This is a genomic window from Photobacterium aphoticum, from assembly GCF_001029435.1.
GTDB lineage: Bacteria > Pseudomonadota > Gammaproteobacteria > Enterobacterales > Vibrionaceae > Photobacterium > Photobacterium aphoticum.
The window spans coordinates 48,235-64,887 of sequence record NZ_LDOV01000053.1 but is presented as its reverse complement, the minus strand read 5'-3'; the positions used below and the strand labels follow the sequence as shown (position 1 = coordinate 64,887).

Genomic DNA, 16,653 nt, shown 5'->3' with positions numbered 1-16,653 from the left:
GAGAGTAGCGTGGCAACCATGAAGGATATCGCCAAACTGGCGGGCGTTTCGAGCTCCACGGTGAGCCACGTTATCAACCAATCACGTTATGTGAGTGAAGAAATCACTGAGCGGGTCAACCGAGCCGCTCAGGAACTCAACTACACCCCCTCTGCGTTGGCGCGCAGCCTCAAAATGAACCGCACCAAAACCTTCGGCATGCTGGTGACGACCTCTACCAACCCGTTCTACGGTGAAGTGGTAAAGGGCGTAGAACGCAGCTGCTATCAGCAAGGGTATAACCTTATTCTGTGTAACACCGAAGGCGATCATCAACGCATGCAAGATTCCATCAACACTCTGTTGCAAAAGCGTGTGGATGGCATGATCTTAATGTGCTCTTCGATGGAAGGGGAGCGGATCGACATCTTTGAAAAATACCCGGACATTCCTGTTGTGGTGATGGACTGGGGCCCGATCCTGTTTACCAGCGATAAAATTCAAGATAACTCCCTCAGCGGCGGCTACATGGCAGCCAAACACCTGATTGACTGTGGTCACCGCGACATCGGTTGTATTACCGGTCCGCTGAACCGCTATCAGGCCATGATGCGTTATGAAGGGTTTAAGCGTGCCTTGAATGAAGCGGGCTTGCCGTTTAATCCGAAATGGATCGTGGAATCGAACTTTGAATGTGACGGTGGCTATGATGCCTTCAACCGTATTTACGCGTCCGGTGAACTGCCAACCGCCATTTTCGCCTGTAACGACATGATGGCGATGGGCGTGATGAATGCCGCTAACGAGAAGGGACTGTCAGTACCGAATGATTTCTCGTTAATGGGCTACGATGATATCCACATTGCCCAGTTTATGTCGCCGGCACTGACCACCATTCATCAGCCGAAATACCGATTAGGTCAGGCTGCGGTTGATACCTTACTGAAACGCCTTGCCGGTGAAACCCGTGAGGTGGACGTGGTGCAGTTTGAGCCCATGCTGGTGGAGCGAAAAACAGTGGCGACGCTCAAAAAATAAGCCTGTCGGGAAGCTGAGCTTCCCTTTTTATCGCTTAGGCTCAACGCGCTCACCCTGCCAGTAATAGTAGTTGGCATCTTCCATGTCGTATTTTTTGTAGTTTGAATGACTGCGCGTAAAGCTGTCAGGATCTGCGCCTTCGACTTTTTTCCCTTCCCAATACACGTGGTTGGCATCACGAATCACGGACTCTCGTATAATTACTTCTACGCTATGGATGTCGATGTCTTCGATTTTGGTATGGCCAAAATATACCGATTGACCATCACTGCCGTAGGTTGAAAAACGTTCTAATAAGGTAAACTGTGCGGCGTTTACCCCTTCTAAAGGGTGTCCTAAGTAGAAAACGTGATCGGCTGTTTTTAAGAAGGTTTCTTCGCTCAATACTTCCAGTGAATCGCTTTGTGTGGATATGACACGGTCTTCAAAAAAGACATGTTGGGCATCTTGCCCATAATGACTGGGTCTCGTGAAGTCCTCAAAGATGGCCTCAAGCCGTGTGAATGAGGCGGGGTCGGCCTGTGGAATAATGGTACCGTTGAAAAACACATGTTGGGCATCTTTGGCAAAGTGATCGTGGCCAATTAACGTAAACGTTGCGGCATCGGCGTCGGGAAGAGCCGTGCCATCGTTATAGACGATGTTATCAATGGCCAGGTGTTCATCGCCCAGTATGCGAAAGGTACTGATGTCTTGATAGGGAAGGCTTGCTAACCAAAAGGTAGCACTATCCTGTCCCGTGTAGCGTTCATCACCGTCATGAATAAAATCCGCCTTATACCAGTAGATATGTGATGTATCGTAGAAATATTGGTTATCCAGTACGCGAAAGTGTTGTCCAACAACGTCGGTTTTTACAAAGCGATTATCACTTTTTATGTACACTGCATGTTTATCTTTAGCGACATCGTCACTGAGTATTTCAAATGTGTCGTAGTCCACATCCATGATGCGATAGTCGTAATAGTAATGCTGTTTGTCTTTCGCCCAACTGTTGGTAATGATTTCAAAGGTGTCAGGATCAGCGTCTCTGACGGTCATGAATTCATGGCGTTTGCTAAGGCGTTTGAGGAGTCCACCGTCGTTAACATAGACGCCAGCCTTATCTTTCACCACAAAGTGATTGATGATCTGGATCGTATCGCGATCAGCCACCGTTGATATTTTTGTCGGGCCGTAATACACGCTGTTTTTATCGCGGGCATATTTTTCATTCAGCACTTCAAAGGTATCGAGGTCAGCGCCTTCCACAACGTTATTGCCCAATTGAAACCAGTTGCCATAAGGCGAATACCGAATGTGTTGACGGTTATAGGAATAGTAGTAGGAGGTCGATTTGTCTTCATCGACCATACCGGAAAATAAGAAAGAGGGATTAATGAAATAGCTGAGTATTGCCCGGTTATTCACTTTGATTTTGGCGAGGATAAACGGAAGCAAGATGAGTAATAATACACACAGCCAAAATTGCCCATTAAAAAGAAATCCCATCTTCACCTTCCCTCCGTTCATCTGAGATATATTCTCGCGTTACGGAGCGGAATATACCCCAATGCCCAGAGAGGGATGAGGCTGTGTCGTCGGTTACGGGAGTCAGTTCAAGCAATTACGCGTTGAACAACGGTTATGCACTAAAGGGATCCGCCAACAGGGTATTTTTGAAATGCGTCGCCACCGTTGAGGCTTTTTGTGGCGGGTGATAGTACAAATTTACACTCCACATGCTGGTGGTGTAGTCCGGCAGGATCTGCACAATTTCGCCACGCTCAACACGATCTTTAACGAGAAATTCGGGTAAGTAACCCACGCCCGCATCATGCATCACACCATCAAGCAACAGATCACTGTCATTCACTTCCAGTGTTTTCGGAATTTTGATCATCTCAGTTTCATCACCTAGCGAGAAAATCCAGTCATTGCTACCCGTCAGGGTAGAGGCAAACAAACAGCGGTGCTGAGTGAGTTCAGAAGGCACTAAGGGTTCGCCATGCTTGTCGAGATATGCACGGGTCGCTACGGCAATAAACGGACATTGGTACAGTTCCCGTCGTACCAGGTGTAAATCTTTCTCCCGATAGCCCTGATAGTGCGCATTGGCCGAAATCATCAAGTCGGATTCGGCGGCCAGATCTAACGCCCAGGGAGACACCACGATATTGAAGGTCACGTTCGGGTGGGCGTCCATGTAATCGGCCACGCGCTCCATCAGGAAATGGTTGGCATACACTGGGGTACAGGCGATGTTGATGTGGCCAATGTCTTCACTTTTGAAATCTTGAATGGAACGTCGAAGTTGGTCGGCACTGTCCGCTAAGGGCGAGAAATCATCAAACAGTTTTTGTCCGGCAGGGGTGAGGGTCAATACGCGGTTAGAGCGGCGCATTAACGTCATGCCAAAATGGGATTCCAGTTCTTGTAACCAGCGGCTGCCCGCCGAGCAGGAGATATTGAATTTTCTGGCTGCTGCCGAGATAGAGCCACAGCGGATCACACACACAAAAAAATCCATTTTATCCAGCATAAATACCTTCGATGATGCGGAGGGAGAGGGACGCAAACAGTAAGAGAAAGTGAGGGACGGTTCAGTGATAAAAGCCACGATTTGCTGTTATTAGCGCGTTATTGATCACAAAGTGATGCTTTTAATCAATATGTTATACCGCTACCAGCGTGTTTGACTGAAAAGAAAAGAACAAGCCACCGCGAACGGTGGCTTGTGGGGGGCTATATAGAGGTTGATCAGACGTCTTACAGGAACAAGAAACCTGCGCAAATGATCACGCCCGACGCCAAGAGTGTCACGATACAGTAACCCATGATGTCTTTGGCATTCAGACCCGCAATACTCAAGGCTGGCAGGGCCCAGAATGGCTGGATCATGTTGGTCCACGCATCGCCCCAAGCAATCGCCATCGCGGTTTTCGCTGCTGGTACACCAAGCTCTAAGCCTGCAGGCATCATGATAGGGGCTTGTACTGCCCACTGGCCGCCGCCTGAAGGGACGAAGAAGTTCACAATACCGGCGCTCAAGAAGGTAAATACAGGGAAAGTCAGCTCGTTGGAAATATCTACAAACCAGTCAGAAACCGCACCGGCAACCGATACGCCATCAGGACCTGCGGCCACCATCATGCCCATGATACCGGCATAGAAAGGGAACTGAAGCAGGATACCGGCAGTGTTTTTGGTGCCTTGCGCGATAGCGTGCAACAGGCGCTTGGGTGTGCCGTGCAGCAAAATAGCGGTGAACAGGAACACAAAGTTCACGATGTTCAGGTTCAGCGCAAAGCCATTTTCGATGAAGTAATTGATGATGTAAGTAAAGCCAAGCAGTGCCAAGGCACGGTTTACCCACACACTTTGCTCAAGGCGTTCTGCCGGTGTTGTTGGCGCCGCATCTTGTTTTTGGTCGGCACTGTCTTCGAGCAGTGACGGATCAATCACAAAGGTGTTTTCCGCGTTAGGGTGCATCGCTTTATTCACCAGCGGGATCACAATCAGCATCACACCGACAATCGCCATGTTCACCACCGAGAAAATGGTTTCACTGGTCGGTACGGCTTCGGTCAGCGCGCCGGAGGTGGCTTCAGCCAGACCCGCACCGCTCGCCAAAGACAGCGGTACAGAGCCCGATAACCCACCATGCCAGAACAGGAATCCGGTATACGCAGAGGCGATCAGCAAACGGTAATCGACGCCTTTCACGCGCGTCGCCAGCTCTTTGGCAAAAATCGCACCGACAACCAGACCAAAGCCCCAGTTAATCAAACACGCCACGGCTGAGATAAAGGTGACGATCATAATCGCTTGTGTTGGGCTGGTGGCGTAACCGGCCAGCTTAGCCAAGAAACGCTTAAAGACCGGCGCCGAAGCCATCGCATGACCGGTCACTACCACCATGGCCATCTGCATGGCAAACGCGAGTAAATTCCAGAAACCGCCAGCAAAAGCATCAACAACCTGAAGAGGGGACTGGCCAGTCACTGGCATGGTAATGAGGAAAACCACAAAGGTAAGGATGGCGGCAAACAAAAACGGATCGGGCAGGTAGCGTTGCACTACATGGGTACAGACAGAGGAAACACGTTGTAGCAACGTGGGTGAGTGCGAAGCACTGGTGGTAATCGTCATGGGAACTCCTTTCCATCAACCCCCAACCGTAGGCTTGCGACTGCACAGTTTTTGTTTAGGCATGAACCGTGCAGTGGCAAGGCATATTGTGTGATTGTGCTACGTGATTGGGTGTTGTGTTTATGGTTATAAATTTCACGTTATGGATGTAATCAACCGCTTTATTCAAACGGATTTCACGGGGATTGAGTAGGCGTAATAACGGGAAGAGGCTTTGCATATTTTCAATGCAGAAAGTGTGGTGTGTCGCACGCTGGTGTATTTCTCAACGGGCGGGAACGTGTTATTGCAGTTATTTGCGCTGATGACGTATCAAATTATTCACCTCAAAAGAATGATACTCCAACGTGTTGATTAATGGTTTTTTTGTTTGATTTTGTCCTTTTTTCTAGTCATCTGTACCCCGCAATTTGTCATTCCTCTCGGTCGATAAACCCGCACTTCTAAGCTATACGTTTACATTCAACATTATATTTTCCATAAGATAAACAACAACCAATAGGGGTTTATATGGCAGGGAAATACCGCGTGGTCCGGCTGGCCGCAATGGCGCTAACGCTCGGCGTGGCATCCGCCGGTAATGTGTTCGCCGCAGAGGAAACTGAAGGTAAGCCGAATATCTTGGTGATCTGGGGAGATGACATTGGGCAATCCAACCTGAGTGTCTACACCTTTGGTTTAATGGGTTACAAAACGCCAAACATCGACAGCATTGCCAAAGAAGGCATGATGTTTACCGATTACTATGGTGAGCAATCTTGTACTGCCGGGCGATCCACCTTTATTACCGGACAAAGTGTCTTGCGCACGGGGTTGAGTAAAGTGGGTTTGCCGGGGGCAGATTTGGGCTTGCAGCCAGAAGATGTCACCATCGCGGAACTGCTTAAACCACTGGGCTATATGACCGGCCAGTTCGGTAAAAACCACTTGGGTGATAAAGATGAACACCTACCGACGAACCACGGTTTTGATGAGTTCTTCGGTAACCTTTACCACTTGAATGCGGAAGAAGAGCCGGAAAATGTCGACTATCCGAAAGATCCGGAGTTTCGTAAGAAGTTCGGCCCTCGCGGGGTTATTCACTCTTACGCTGACGGCAAAATTGAAGACACCGGTCCTCTGACCCGTAAGCGGATGGAAACCATTGACGATGAAACCGTTGATGCGGCCATGGGCTTCATGGAAAAAGCGGTGAAAGCCGATAAACCTTTCTTTATTTGGTGGAATGCGACCCGTATGCATTTCCGCACCCACGTGAAGCCGGAACTGCAAGGCACCACTGGGATCAGTACTTATGCCGACGGGATGGTCGAGCACGACACCCATGTTGGTCTGCTGCTCAAAAAAGTGGACGATCTGGGGATCAAAGATAACACCATTGTTTTCTATTCCACCGATAACGGTCCGCACATGAACTCGTGGCCTGATGCTGGTTTAACCCCGTTCCGTGGTGAGAAGAATACCAACTGGGAAGGGGCCTACCGTGTCCCTGCCATGGTGCGCTGGCCGGGTAAAATTGAAGCTGGCTCGGTATCCAATGAGATCGTACACCACATGGACTGGATGCCCACGTTCTTAGCGGCGACGGGTGATGACAGCATCAAAGAGAAGCTCAAAGAAGGGACGAAAATCGGGGATACCGAATACAAGGTGTATCTGGATGGCTACAACATTTTGCCGTACCTGACCGGTAAAGAAGAGAAATCGCCGCGTAAGGAAATTTTCTACTTCACCGATGATGGTGACCTGTCATCACTGCGTTACAACAAGTGGAAAATTGTATTCCTTGAGCAGCGTGCCAAAGGGACACTACGTATCTGGGCGGAACCGTTCACCCCATTGCGTGTGCCTAAGATCTTCAACCTGAGAATGGATCCGTACGAAGTCGCGGACATCACGTCAAATACTTACTATGACTGGATGCTCGATCGTGCGTACATGCTGGTACCGGCACAAACCTATGTGGCGCAGTATCTGGAAACCTTCAAAGAGTTCCCACCGCGTCAGAAAGCGGCCAGCTTTAGCCTCGATCAGGTGATGGATAAGCTGAAAGAATCGCAGAATAAATAAGGCGTCATCAAAGAAGCGGGATCCGATTGGGTGCCGCTTCTTTTTTATCTGTGATTACCGATATGGCTATTCAGGTTATACAGTTAAATAAAGTCCAAACATCAGGCAGGTAGGCCAAGGAGGCAACGTGGCAAGGAATGCACAACGACGATACTGGCTGTTGATAATGATGTGGCTGATGGTTGCTATCGGCACGGTAAAGGCCGCCTCGACGGACTATGTCGGTAGTCAAACCTGTGTGGGCTGTCATCAAGATGCTGCCGAAGCCTGGCAAGGGTCACACCATGACAAGGCGATGCAGCATGCCACCGTCGACAGTGTTTTAGGCAACTTCAATAACGATGCGTTGCCGTTTAACGGGGGCGAAAACCGTTTTTTTCGTAAAGGTGAGGAATATTGGGTGTATATCGCGGGCAGTGATGGCCAATTTCGTGATTATCAAATCCGTTATACCTTCGGCTATTACCCGTTGCAGCAATACATGGTGGCCTTTCCCGATGGCCGCATTCAGTTGATCCCCTTTGCATGGGATACGCGCCCCGAGTCAGAAGGCGGGCAACGTTGGTTCCACCTCTATCCTGATCAAACCACGACCGATCCGTTTTTCTGGACCAATACAGGACAGAATTGGAACCACATGTGTGCCGATTGCCATTCCACCAACCTGCAAAAAAACTACGATGCTGATAAAGATCGTTATGACACAACGTATTCAGACATCAATGTGGGGTGTGAAGCGTGCCATGGCCCGGGCAAAACGCACGTTGATTGGGCTAAGCAGACGGTGAGTGCAGAGAGCACGGATCACTTTGGGCTGACCCGCGATGTAAAACAGGCGGTACGCCAGTGGGTACATCGTGAGGGCAGTAATACTCTGCAACCCCAATCTATCGAACCCACTGATCAAGTGGTGGCGTGCGCGCAATGCCACAGTCGCCGCACGCAACTGACTGAGTCACCGCACTCCATACACGGCGCGATGCAGGGAACGTCCAATGTATCAGCAGAGAAACCCTCCGGTGCTGATGCTTTTCTTGAACAATACCGACTCAGCCTGATCACCGATGCGCTCTATTATCCGGATGGACAGATCTTCGATGAAGATTACGTGTATGGCTCATTCTTGCAGTCAAAAATGGCAAAAAAGGGCGTGACGTGCACTAACTGTCACGATCCGCACACGGCGAAACTCAAAATGCCCGAGCCGGCACTGTGCCAGCAATGCCATAACGCCAGTGACTATTCGCCACAAAAGCATACCTTTCACGCGCCGGACTCAGAGGCCTCTACCTGTACGTCTTGCCACATGATGGAGACGGTGTATATGCAAGTGGATCCCCGCCGTGATCACAGCTGGCAAGTGCCACGCCCGGATCTTAGCCAGTACACCGGAGCACCGAATGCGTGTACCCAGTGCCATTCCGATCAAACCGACAAATGGGCGGCAAAGCAATTGCGTGAATGGTTCCCGAAGTCTCAGCATCAGAACCCTCGGCACTTTTCTATCGCCTTTTATGCCAACGCTATCGGTCACCCAGATGCGATGGACGCGCTGGCATACACCGCGCAAGACGGCAGTGAAAGCGACATTATTCGTGCCTCTGCGTTGGCGCGTCTGGCAGGCAATGCTGGCGATCCCCGTGCGCTCAGTGCCCGTCAGCAAAATCGGGTGGTGGCACTGGGCCGAGCCGTTAAACATGACAGTGCCCTGATCCGCCTTGGGGCGATTGCTGGCTCTGATGGGTTCGGCTTGGCGGAACGCTGGCAAATTATCAGCCCACTATTGGCCGATCCGGTGTTGTCTGTGCGCAGTGAAGCCGCTGGGGCATTGGTCGCGGGGTGGTCATCGTTATCAGATGTTCAACGACAGCAATTGGCGGCGCCGTTGGCCGAGTACATGGAGATTCAGTATTACAACGCCGACAGAGGCTTTGGCCGAACCAATATGGGTAACGTCTATCGGGCGCAAGGTCATGTGCAAGCGGCGATCACCGCTTATCAGGGTGCCATTGCGGTAGAGCCGTATTTTGAGAACAGCTACGTTAATTTAGCCGATTTGTACCGTGAACAAGGCAACGAGCAATTGGCGTTGCAAACCCTGATTGCGGGCATGAAAGCGCAGCCTAAGTCGTCAGCATTGCCGTTCAGTGCCGGGTTAGCTTTGCTGCGACAAGGCCCGTCATCGCACAGCGGCAGTCACCAAAAAGAAGCATTGGCGTATTTACAGCAAGCCGCTGAGCGGGCGGCGTCGAATGCACGATATTGGTATGTGTATGGCCTCGCGTTGGAGTCTCAGGATGTGATGGCAGCGAGTGAATCACTGGGCAAAGCCTTTGCGGTCAGTGGCAATCCTCAGCATCTGTATGCCCAGTGTGAGGTGCTGTCGAGAAACCGCCAAGAGCCGGCGGTGGCGGAGGCCTTACACCAGTGCCTGATCACGTTGGGTCAGTATGTGCCCGCCGAGGTGATCAAGCAGTTACAGAAAAAATAAAAGGGAAAAAGTCCCACATTGACATGACGACGAATGAAAAACCTGACAAGGGAGCATTCATGAATCCAACCCAACAAGCAATGAACGACCTGATTGCGCTGACTGAGCGCAGTGTGATTGGGCAAAGCCACGTGGTGCAGGCGCTGGTGATTGGTTTGCTGACCAATGGCCATGTGCTGCTGGAAGGCTTGCCGGGCACGGCAAAAACGCGGTCAGTGAAATCGCTAGCCAACCTGCTGGAGACTCAGTTTGGCCGAATTCAATTTACCCCAGACTTGTTGCCGTCGGATGTGACAGGGACAGAAGTTTACCAAGAGGTCGACGGTAAGCCGCAATTGCATTTTCAGCCGGGGCCGATATTTAACAATATCGTGCTGGCGGATGAAGTGAACCGCGCGCCAGCCAAGGTACAGGCGGCGTTATTGGAAGCCATGGCTGAAGGCACGATCACCGTGGGTAATGATACCCACGCCTTGCCGCCGTTATTTATGGTGCTGGCGACGCAGAATCCCGTAGAGCAAGAAGGCACCTACCCGTTGCCGGAAGCGCAGATGGATCGCTTTATCATGAAAGTGACGGTGGATTACCCGGACGACAGTGCCGAGCGGGACATTGTGCGCCTCGTCCGTAACGAAGAGCGTAGTGAAGAGCGCCACGCAGAACATGAAGAAAGGGACACGCAGCATGATGAACACCGCCATATCGATCCCGAGGTGGTGTTTGCGGCTCGCCGTGCGTTGCCAGATATTGCGGTGTCTGATTTGGTTGAAAACTATATCGTGGCACTGGTGATGGCGACCCGTCATCCGGATCGCTACCCCGATGCCGACTTGTCCCGTTGGATCGAAATTGGTGCCAGCCCTCGTGCTTCTATTGCGTTGGACAAATGTGCCCGTGCTTATGCGTGGTTACAGGGGCGTGATCATGTCTTGCCCGATGATGTGCGTGCCATGGCATCCATGGTGCTAGGTCACCGCATCAGCCTGTCTTATGATGCCTTGGCAGAAGGCGTGACGCATCAGGCGGTGGTGAATGCTTTGCTCGACCATGTGCAGATAGGCTAGGGGCAGAATATGGCCAGACCCACGATAGCGCCACGCTCTCAAGATCTCGACCCGCGTTTGTATTGCGATTATGCCCGGCTGGTGCGTCTGCAATCGCAGGCGATGTCATTCAGTTTGTTGCCGCACCTGAAGGCTGGCAGTGTGTTGTCTGGCCGCCATCAGTCGCGGTTTCGTGGCCGAGGATTGAATTTTGAAGAGCTGCGCCATTACCAGCAAGGTGATGACATTCGCAATCTGGACTGGAAAGTGACGTTGCGTACGGGCAAGCCCCATGTGCGCAGCTACACCGAGGAAAAAGATCGCAATGTGATCCTCTGTGTGGATCAGCGCAGCACCATGTTTTTCTCTTCCACCTCGGTGATGAAATCTGTGGTCGCGGCAGACATTGCGGCGATGTGTGCGTGGCGGATCCTCAAAGATGGCGATCGGGTCGGCTTTCTGATAGCCGACAGCCAACGTCTGCATATCAGTCCGTCTCAGCGCACCCAACATGAAGTGCTGCGCCAATTACGGGTGCTGAGCCAAGCCAATCAAGCGCTCAATGTGCGCTCGCAAGACAGTGAACACGTCAGTTTTTCACATTGGCTCACCCAATTGGGGCGGATGTGCCTGAAGCAGTCGACCTTGGTGATCATCAGTGACTGGCATGACTGTGATGAGGCCATGTTAGAGCAACTGAAACAATGGCAACAGCATAACGATGTGCTGGCGGTGCAGATCAGCGATCCCCTTGAACAGGCGTTGCCGTCGTTCTTGGCGAAAGCCAATTGGGTGATTGGGGATGGGCAATACCAAATGAATCTCGACTCGCAGGCAAAAGTGGAACAAGCCAGCGAGTACCTGACGGCGCAAGCGGATCTGCAGCGGGATGCTTTACGACGCCTGATGGCGATGAAACGTTTGCCATATATCGCTTTGGATACGTCTGGCGATCACTTAAACCGTTTTCGCCAGGCAGTGGGAGAGCGCGGATGAAGCTTTTCACTTTGATAATGGCATTCAGTACATCGAAGGCTATCGCGCAGTCATCGGAACATACGCCACCCAGCAGTTACATGTTGCGCGAAATGCACGAGGTACCGGTGCCGGACAGCGTCAGCCTTTGGCCACAAACGGTGGGGTGGCAAGTGCTTGGCGTGATAGTGGTCTTATGGCTGGCTTATATGCTCTATCGCCGCGTGTGGGTCTGGTGGCAAAACCGTTACCGGACAGAAGCCTTAGCGGCGCTGGACACGCTCGGCAATATGCAAAATATGACGCCCAGTGAGCGCAGTCAGGCGTTGTTTCGGATGTTGAAAACGGTGTTGGTTTATCTCGACAGTCGCCATGCCTCACTGTTTAGTGTGCCTTTTTTACAGCAACTGGATCGCTATACGCCCCATTCCCAAGGCGGTTTCAATACGGCATTGGGGCAGCGGTGGATGCAGTCTTTAGTCAACCCGACTATCACGCTAGATGCATCAGAAGGAAAGGCGTTGTTAGCGACCAGTCGTGTCTGGATTAAAGCGCATGAACCGCGCTTAGGTCAGCGTGATGATGCCACCAATATGCCCGAGGTACAGGATCCAAAGCCTTCTGCTAAGGAGCGGCAATGAGTAGCTCATCATTCTGGTCATCGCTAACAGGGCTGCAATTTGAGTTCGCCCATCCGTGGTGGTGGTTGATTTTGCCGCTCCCTTTTCTGGTGCATTTTTTGATCCCCGCTTACCGCACCCGTCAGCTGGCAACCAAAGTGCCGTTTTTCCGCCAATTGTCGGAGGCATTAGGCGCTAAACCCACGCGAGGGGCCAGTCAATTATCTCCCCGTTGGTGGCAGCGCGCAGCTTTAGTGTTGTCGTGGTTGTTGTTGGTGACGGCACTTGCCAAGCCGATGGTATTGGGAGAACCGCAGACGCGGGAACGCATGGGGCGCGATTTGATGGTGTTGGTGGATTTGTCAGGCTCAATGGCAGAGAAGGATTTTACCTCGGATAGCGGCGCGCAGATCACCCGTTTGGCAGCGGCCAAGCAAGTGCTGGCCGATTTTGCCAAAACCCGCAAAGGGGATCGCCTAGGTTTGATTTTGTTTGGGGATGCGGCTTTTGTGCAGACCCCGTTTACCGCAGACCAAGCCGTGTGGCTCGCGCTGTTGCAACAAACCGATGTGGCAATGGCAGGGCAAAGTACCCACTTAGGGGATGCAATGGGCTTGGCCATCAAGGTGTTTGAGCAAAGCGCGCAATCGCGTATCGCCTCCGGTGACACCGAGCCCCGTGAGCAAGTGGCGATAGTGCTGACAGACGGCAATGATACCGGCAGTTTTGTCGAGCCGGTGGAAGCGGCCAAGGTGGCAGCGGCGAAATCCGTGCGCATTTATATGATCGCGATGGGGGATCCGCGCACGGTGGGAGAAAGCGCGTTAGATATGGACACCATTAATCAGGTCGCAGCGTTATCCGGCGGCAAAGCGTTCTCGGCGCTGAATCGGCAAGAGTTGGCACAGGCGTACGAGCAGGTCGGTAAGTTGGAACCCCAACTCTATGAGAGCACAACCTATCGGCCGAAACAGAGTGTGCATTACTACCTGATTGCGCTGGTGGTGGTTATCTATCTGACAGCATTTATTTTCGCTTCGGTGCAGCGTCATCCTGCCCGTATCGTAAAGCCTGAGTCAGTGAAAGCGTCGGGAGGCCAGCATGGTTGATGGCTCTTTTTTTGATAATCAGAATCTCCAGGCGTTTTTCACCCAATTTCATTTTATTCGTCCCTACTGGTTGCTGGCGTTATTGCCCCTGTGTGCGGTGGTGTATTGGCGCTGGCGAGAAGACAGCCAGCCCCGTTGGCAGTCGATATTGCCAGACCATTTACGCCGTGCCTTAACGGTGGGCGATCAGGGCTGGCGTAAGCAACTGCCACTGAAAGTATTGGCGTTGATCATGACGCTGGCGATTGTGGTGTGTGCCGGGCCAACATGGCAGCGACAAGCTTCACCGTTTGGGGAAGATAAAGCGTTCATGCTGGTGGTGCTGGATAACAGCGAAAGCATGTTACAGACCGATTTACCGCCCAGTCGGCTGGAGCGAAGCAAACAGAAAATCCGTGATTTATTGGCCTTGCGTGACGGAGGCAAAGCCGGATTGGTGGTCTACGCAGGTACGGCCCATATCGCCATGCCGGTGACACAAGACAGCCGCGTGTTTGCCCCGTTTTTAGCCGCCATCGCACCAGATATTATGCCGATTGAAGGCAAGGCCGCTGAGCAGGCATTGCCGTTAATTGCGGATCAATTACAAGCGGCGCCGGGTTCTACGGTGTTGCTGGTCACCGATGGAGCCAGTCAACGCACCATCGACGCTTATGGTGAGTACTTCGCGAATAATCCCTACCAGTTGCTGATTCTGGCGGCGGGCAATGCTGATGTAGCCAGTCCTGATCCGGTTGATATGAAGGCGCTGGATGCACTCGCCAGTGCCAGTAACGGACGGGTAGTGGCGGTCACGGTGGACAGCTCGGATGTGGAAGCGCTGAATCGCTATATCGAGCGCAATATGCAGCTTAATGGGGAATCGGCCATGCCGTGGAAAGACATGGGCTATGGTTTGTTGCTCCCGATTGCGCTGATTTTACTGCTGTGGTTCCGCCGAGGGTGGCTGGTGCAGTGGAGTTGGGTGGCGATGGTGTCACTGTCGTTGCTGTTGTCTGCCGTGTTCAGCGCCTCGCTCTTGTATGCCCCCGCAGCGAATGCCCAACCGGTAGAGATGAAAGCTAAACAGACCGAACCTGTTGAGACGCTGACAGCGTTAGATAAAGCGGCGCAGTGGTGGTGGGACTTATGGCTCACGCCGGATCAGCAAGGGCAGCGATTGTTTAATCACAGCGAGTATCTGGCGGCTGGGCAGCATTTTGAGGATCCGCTGCGAAAAGGGATCGCTTATTACTATGCGGGGGAATTTAAGCTGGCACACACCGCGTTTATTCAGGTGGACACCGATCGCGGTCAGTATTACGCCGCCAGTGCGTTAGCCCGTCAGCGTGAATATGTGGCGGCGCGTGATTTGCTCAAAACCATGCTGGATAAACCCGGTTTAGATCCGGCGTTAAAAAGCGACGTTGCCCATAACTATCGGGTACTCAGCGGCATTGTGGATGACATCAATCAGTTCAGTGAAAGTCAGGCGGGTTCAAGCGATGGGCCGGAGCAGTCATTTGAATTGGGGGATGAGCCTCAAACCGCAGAAGGCGCGGATGAGAAAACCTCGGCTGAATTGATGGTGAAAGAGCACTTGAGCGCCAGTGAATTACTGGGCAGTGATGACTTGGCGGATAAATGGCTCAAGCGGGTAGAGGCGGATCCCAAGTATTTCCTTAAAGCGAAATTCCAGCTTCAGTTGCTCGATCGCGATCAGCAAGACGATCCGAACACGGCAGGCGATCCTAACGACGGAGGGACGTCGGAATGACGCGATATGGCGAGGTACTCGACAGAAAAATGCGAATGACAGGCGTATTAGCTCGATCTTTGATGATCAGGGTGTTTACCGTGTTGGTGCTCTTTACTCTGGTATTGATGAGTGTCTGTGTCCACGCAGCTGCCGATAAGACCGGTGTACGAGTGAAAGCCTGGGTGGGGGATGAGGGCGAGAAAGCGGCTTTCAGTGTGAATGAGCAGGTGATCCTCTCGATTGATGTCTCTACGCCGCGCTGGTTTACCGGCGGTACTCGCATCGGCCGCGTCGACATCCCCAATGTGATTGCCAAGCAACGCAATCAACTAGCCACCAATTACACGACACGGGAACAAGGCCAGACATGGTCCCATCAACGGTGGGAAATTACCTTGTACCCGCAGCAGTCCGGCCAGTTTACTATCCCGCCGATTGCCGTGAGTGTGCAGGTGTCAGGAGAGGATGGTAAGCCGGTACGTGGTACGGTGCAAACGGCCCCGGTGACCTTTGACGCCCGCTTACCGTCAGGTTTGCTCACCCAAGAAAGCATTTGGTTTACCGCCAGTGAGGCGAATGTCAGTCAGACATGGCAGTCATCGACGGAGACATTGCATGTTGGCGATGCGGTGACCCGTACGATTACGATCACGGCAAAAGACAGTTTGTCGGTATTACTGCCCGATTTAATGGCAGCAGACACCGGCGGTGATCATGTGGCTGCCTCATCACGGAATTATCAGGCTTATGCTCAACCCCACCAACTCAGTGATACTCAAACGCGGGGGGATTATCAGTCCAGCCGTACCGAGCAAACGGTGTATATCCTGCAAATGGGCGGGGAGATTCAGTTTCCGGATTACACCTTTTACTGGTGGGATACCCAGCATCAAACTTTGCGGACAGAAACGGTTGCGGGCAAGTCATTCCATATTGCCCATACGTGGCGTTCGTGGTTGGCCTATTACTGGCCCATTTTAGCGAGCGTGATTATTGCTTTGTTGGTGCTCGTTGTTATTTTGTGGGCATTGCGCCGGTATTTTCAAACGCACCCCAAACCGGAGCGGTGGCAGTTATGGCAACTGCTACGCAAAGGGCAATGGGCACCAGCGCGTACCTTGATATATCGCCGGTTGCGCTTAAATGCGGGCGAGGTGGAAATCACCAAAGCCAAAGTGGGCGAGGAGCTACAAGCGTGGCAGCAAGACAGCGAAGCCTTTCAACAGGATGGAGTGGCTGAACACCAGAAAAATCGGGATAACGCCGCACGCTTTCAACGCCTATGGCGACATGTTTCTGCAAAAAGTAAGACAGGAAGCATAACAAAAGGCACGGCAGAAAGCGGTGAGAATGAAACTATCATCACGCGTATTCGACAGTGGCGATTACCCAAAGCCTTGCCGGAGCTGGAAAATAAAAGAGAGGTGTCAGTGAAAGAGAAGTAGAGCTAAGGCTAGTG

Annotated in this window: 12 protein-coding genes; 9 read left to right on the top strand and 3 right to left on the bottom strand. The window is 52.0% G+C overall.

What is annotated here, in order from left to right; translation table 11 throughout:
* Window positions 1–9: 9 nt before the first annotated feature.
* The gene (locus ABT58_RS22605; protein WP_047876698.1) at window positions 10–1,017 is read left to right on the top strand and encodes a substrate-binding domain-containing protein; all 1,008 of its coding nucleotides are present in this window, start codon (window positions 10–12) and stop codon (window positions 1,015–1,017) included.
* A 27-nt stretch (window positions 1,018–1,044) separates the two neighbouring features.
* Here the strand turns inward: ABT58_RS22605 and ABT58_RS22600 are convergent, their stop codons facing one another.
* The 3 genes from ABT58_RS22600 to ABT58_RS22590 all read right to left on the bottom strand — a co-directional run bounded on the left by ABT58_RS22600 (window position 1,045) and on the right by ABT58_RS22590 (window position 5,148).
* Complete coding sequence (locus ABT58_RS22600) at window positions 1,045–2,508, bottom strand: DKNYY domain-containing protein (RefSeq protein WP_047876697.1); 1,464 nt, start codon at window positions 2,506–2,508, stop codon at window positions 1,045–1,047.
* 133 nt (window positions 2,509–2,641) lie between these two features.
* Complete coding sequence (locus tag ABT58_RS22595) at window positions 2,642–3,538, bottom strand: LysR family transcriptional regulator (RefSeq protein ID WP_047876696.1); 897 nt, start codon at window positions 3,536–3,538, stop codon at window positions 2,642–2,644.
* 227 nt (window positions 3,539–3,765) lie between these two features.
* Complete coding sequence (locus ABT58_RS22590) at window positions 3,766–5,148, bottom strand: short-chain fatty acid transporter (protein WP_047876695.1); 1,383 nt, start codon at window positions 5,146–5,148, stop codon at window positions 3,766–3,768.
* Between the two features lie 510 nt (window positions 5,149–5,658).
* Between ABT58_RS22590 and ABT58_RS22585 the strand changes: the two genes are divergently transcribed.
* From ABT58_RS22585 to ABT58_RS22550, 8 genes are all read left to right on the top strand, one after another.
* Window positions 5,659–7,218, top strand: a complete 1,560-nt coding sequence (locus ABT58_RS22585; protein ID WP_047876694.1) for an arylsulfatase — start codon at window positions 5,659–5,661, stop codon at window positions 7,216–7,218.
* Between the two features lie 166 nt (window positions 7,219–7,384).
* Complete coding sequence (locus ABT58_RS22580; protein WP_047876693.1) at window positions 7,385–9,709, top strand: cytochrome c3 family protein; 2,325 nt, start codon at window positions 7,385–7,387, stop codon at window positions 9,707–9,709.
* Window positions 9,710–9,768: 59 nt separating this feature from the next.
* Window positions 9,769–10,773 carry an AAA family ATPase gene (locus ABT58_RS22575; protein ID WP_047876692.1) on the top strand — a complete coding sequence of 335 codons (1,005 nt, stop codon included), beginning with the start codon at window positions 9,769–9,771 and terminating at the stop codon, window positions 10,771–10,773.
* A 9-nt stretch (window positions 10,774–10,782) separates the two neighbouring features.
* Window positions 10,783–11,748, top strand: coding sequence for a DUF58 domain-containing protein (locus tag ABT58_RS22570; RefSeq protein ID WP_047876691.1), 966 nt, complete (start codon window positions 10,783–10,785; stop codon window positions 11,746–11,748).
* Window positions 11,745–12,368, top strand: coding sequence for a DUF4381 domain-containing protein (locus ABT58_RS22565; RefSeq protein WP_053063184.1), 624 nt, complete (start codon window positions 11,745–11,747; stop codon window positions 12,366–12,368). Before ABT58_RS22570 ends, ABT58_RS22565 begins: the two co-directional genes overlap by 4 nt.
* On the top strand, window positions 12,365–13,456 hold the full coding sequence (locus tag ABT58_RS22560) for a vWA domain-containing protein (protein ID WP_047876690.1): 1,092 nt from the start codon (window positions 12,365–12,367) through the stop codon (window positions 13,454–13,456). The genes ABT58_RS22565 and ABT58_RS22560 overlap by 4 nt, the downstream gene beginning before the upstream one ends.
* A complete protein-coding gene (locus ABT58_RS22555) occupies window positions 13,449–15,212 on the top strand; it encodes a vWA domain-containing protein (protein WP_047876689.1) in 1,764 nt (587 codons plus the stop codon). Before ABT58_RS22560 ends, ABT58_RS22555 begins: the two co-directional genes overlap by 8 nt.
* Window positions 15,209–16,639 (top strand): BatD family protein, encoded by a 1,431-nt coding sequence (locus tag ABT58_RS22550; protein ID WP_047876688.1) that lies wholly within the window; start codon window positions 15,209–15,211, stop codon window positions 16,637–16,639. Before ABT58_RS22555 ends, ABT58_RS22550 begins: the two co-directional genes overlap by 4 nt.
* Window positions 16,640–16,653 lie beyond the last annotated feature (14 nt).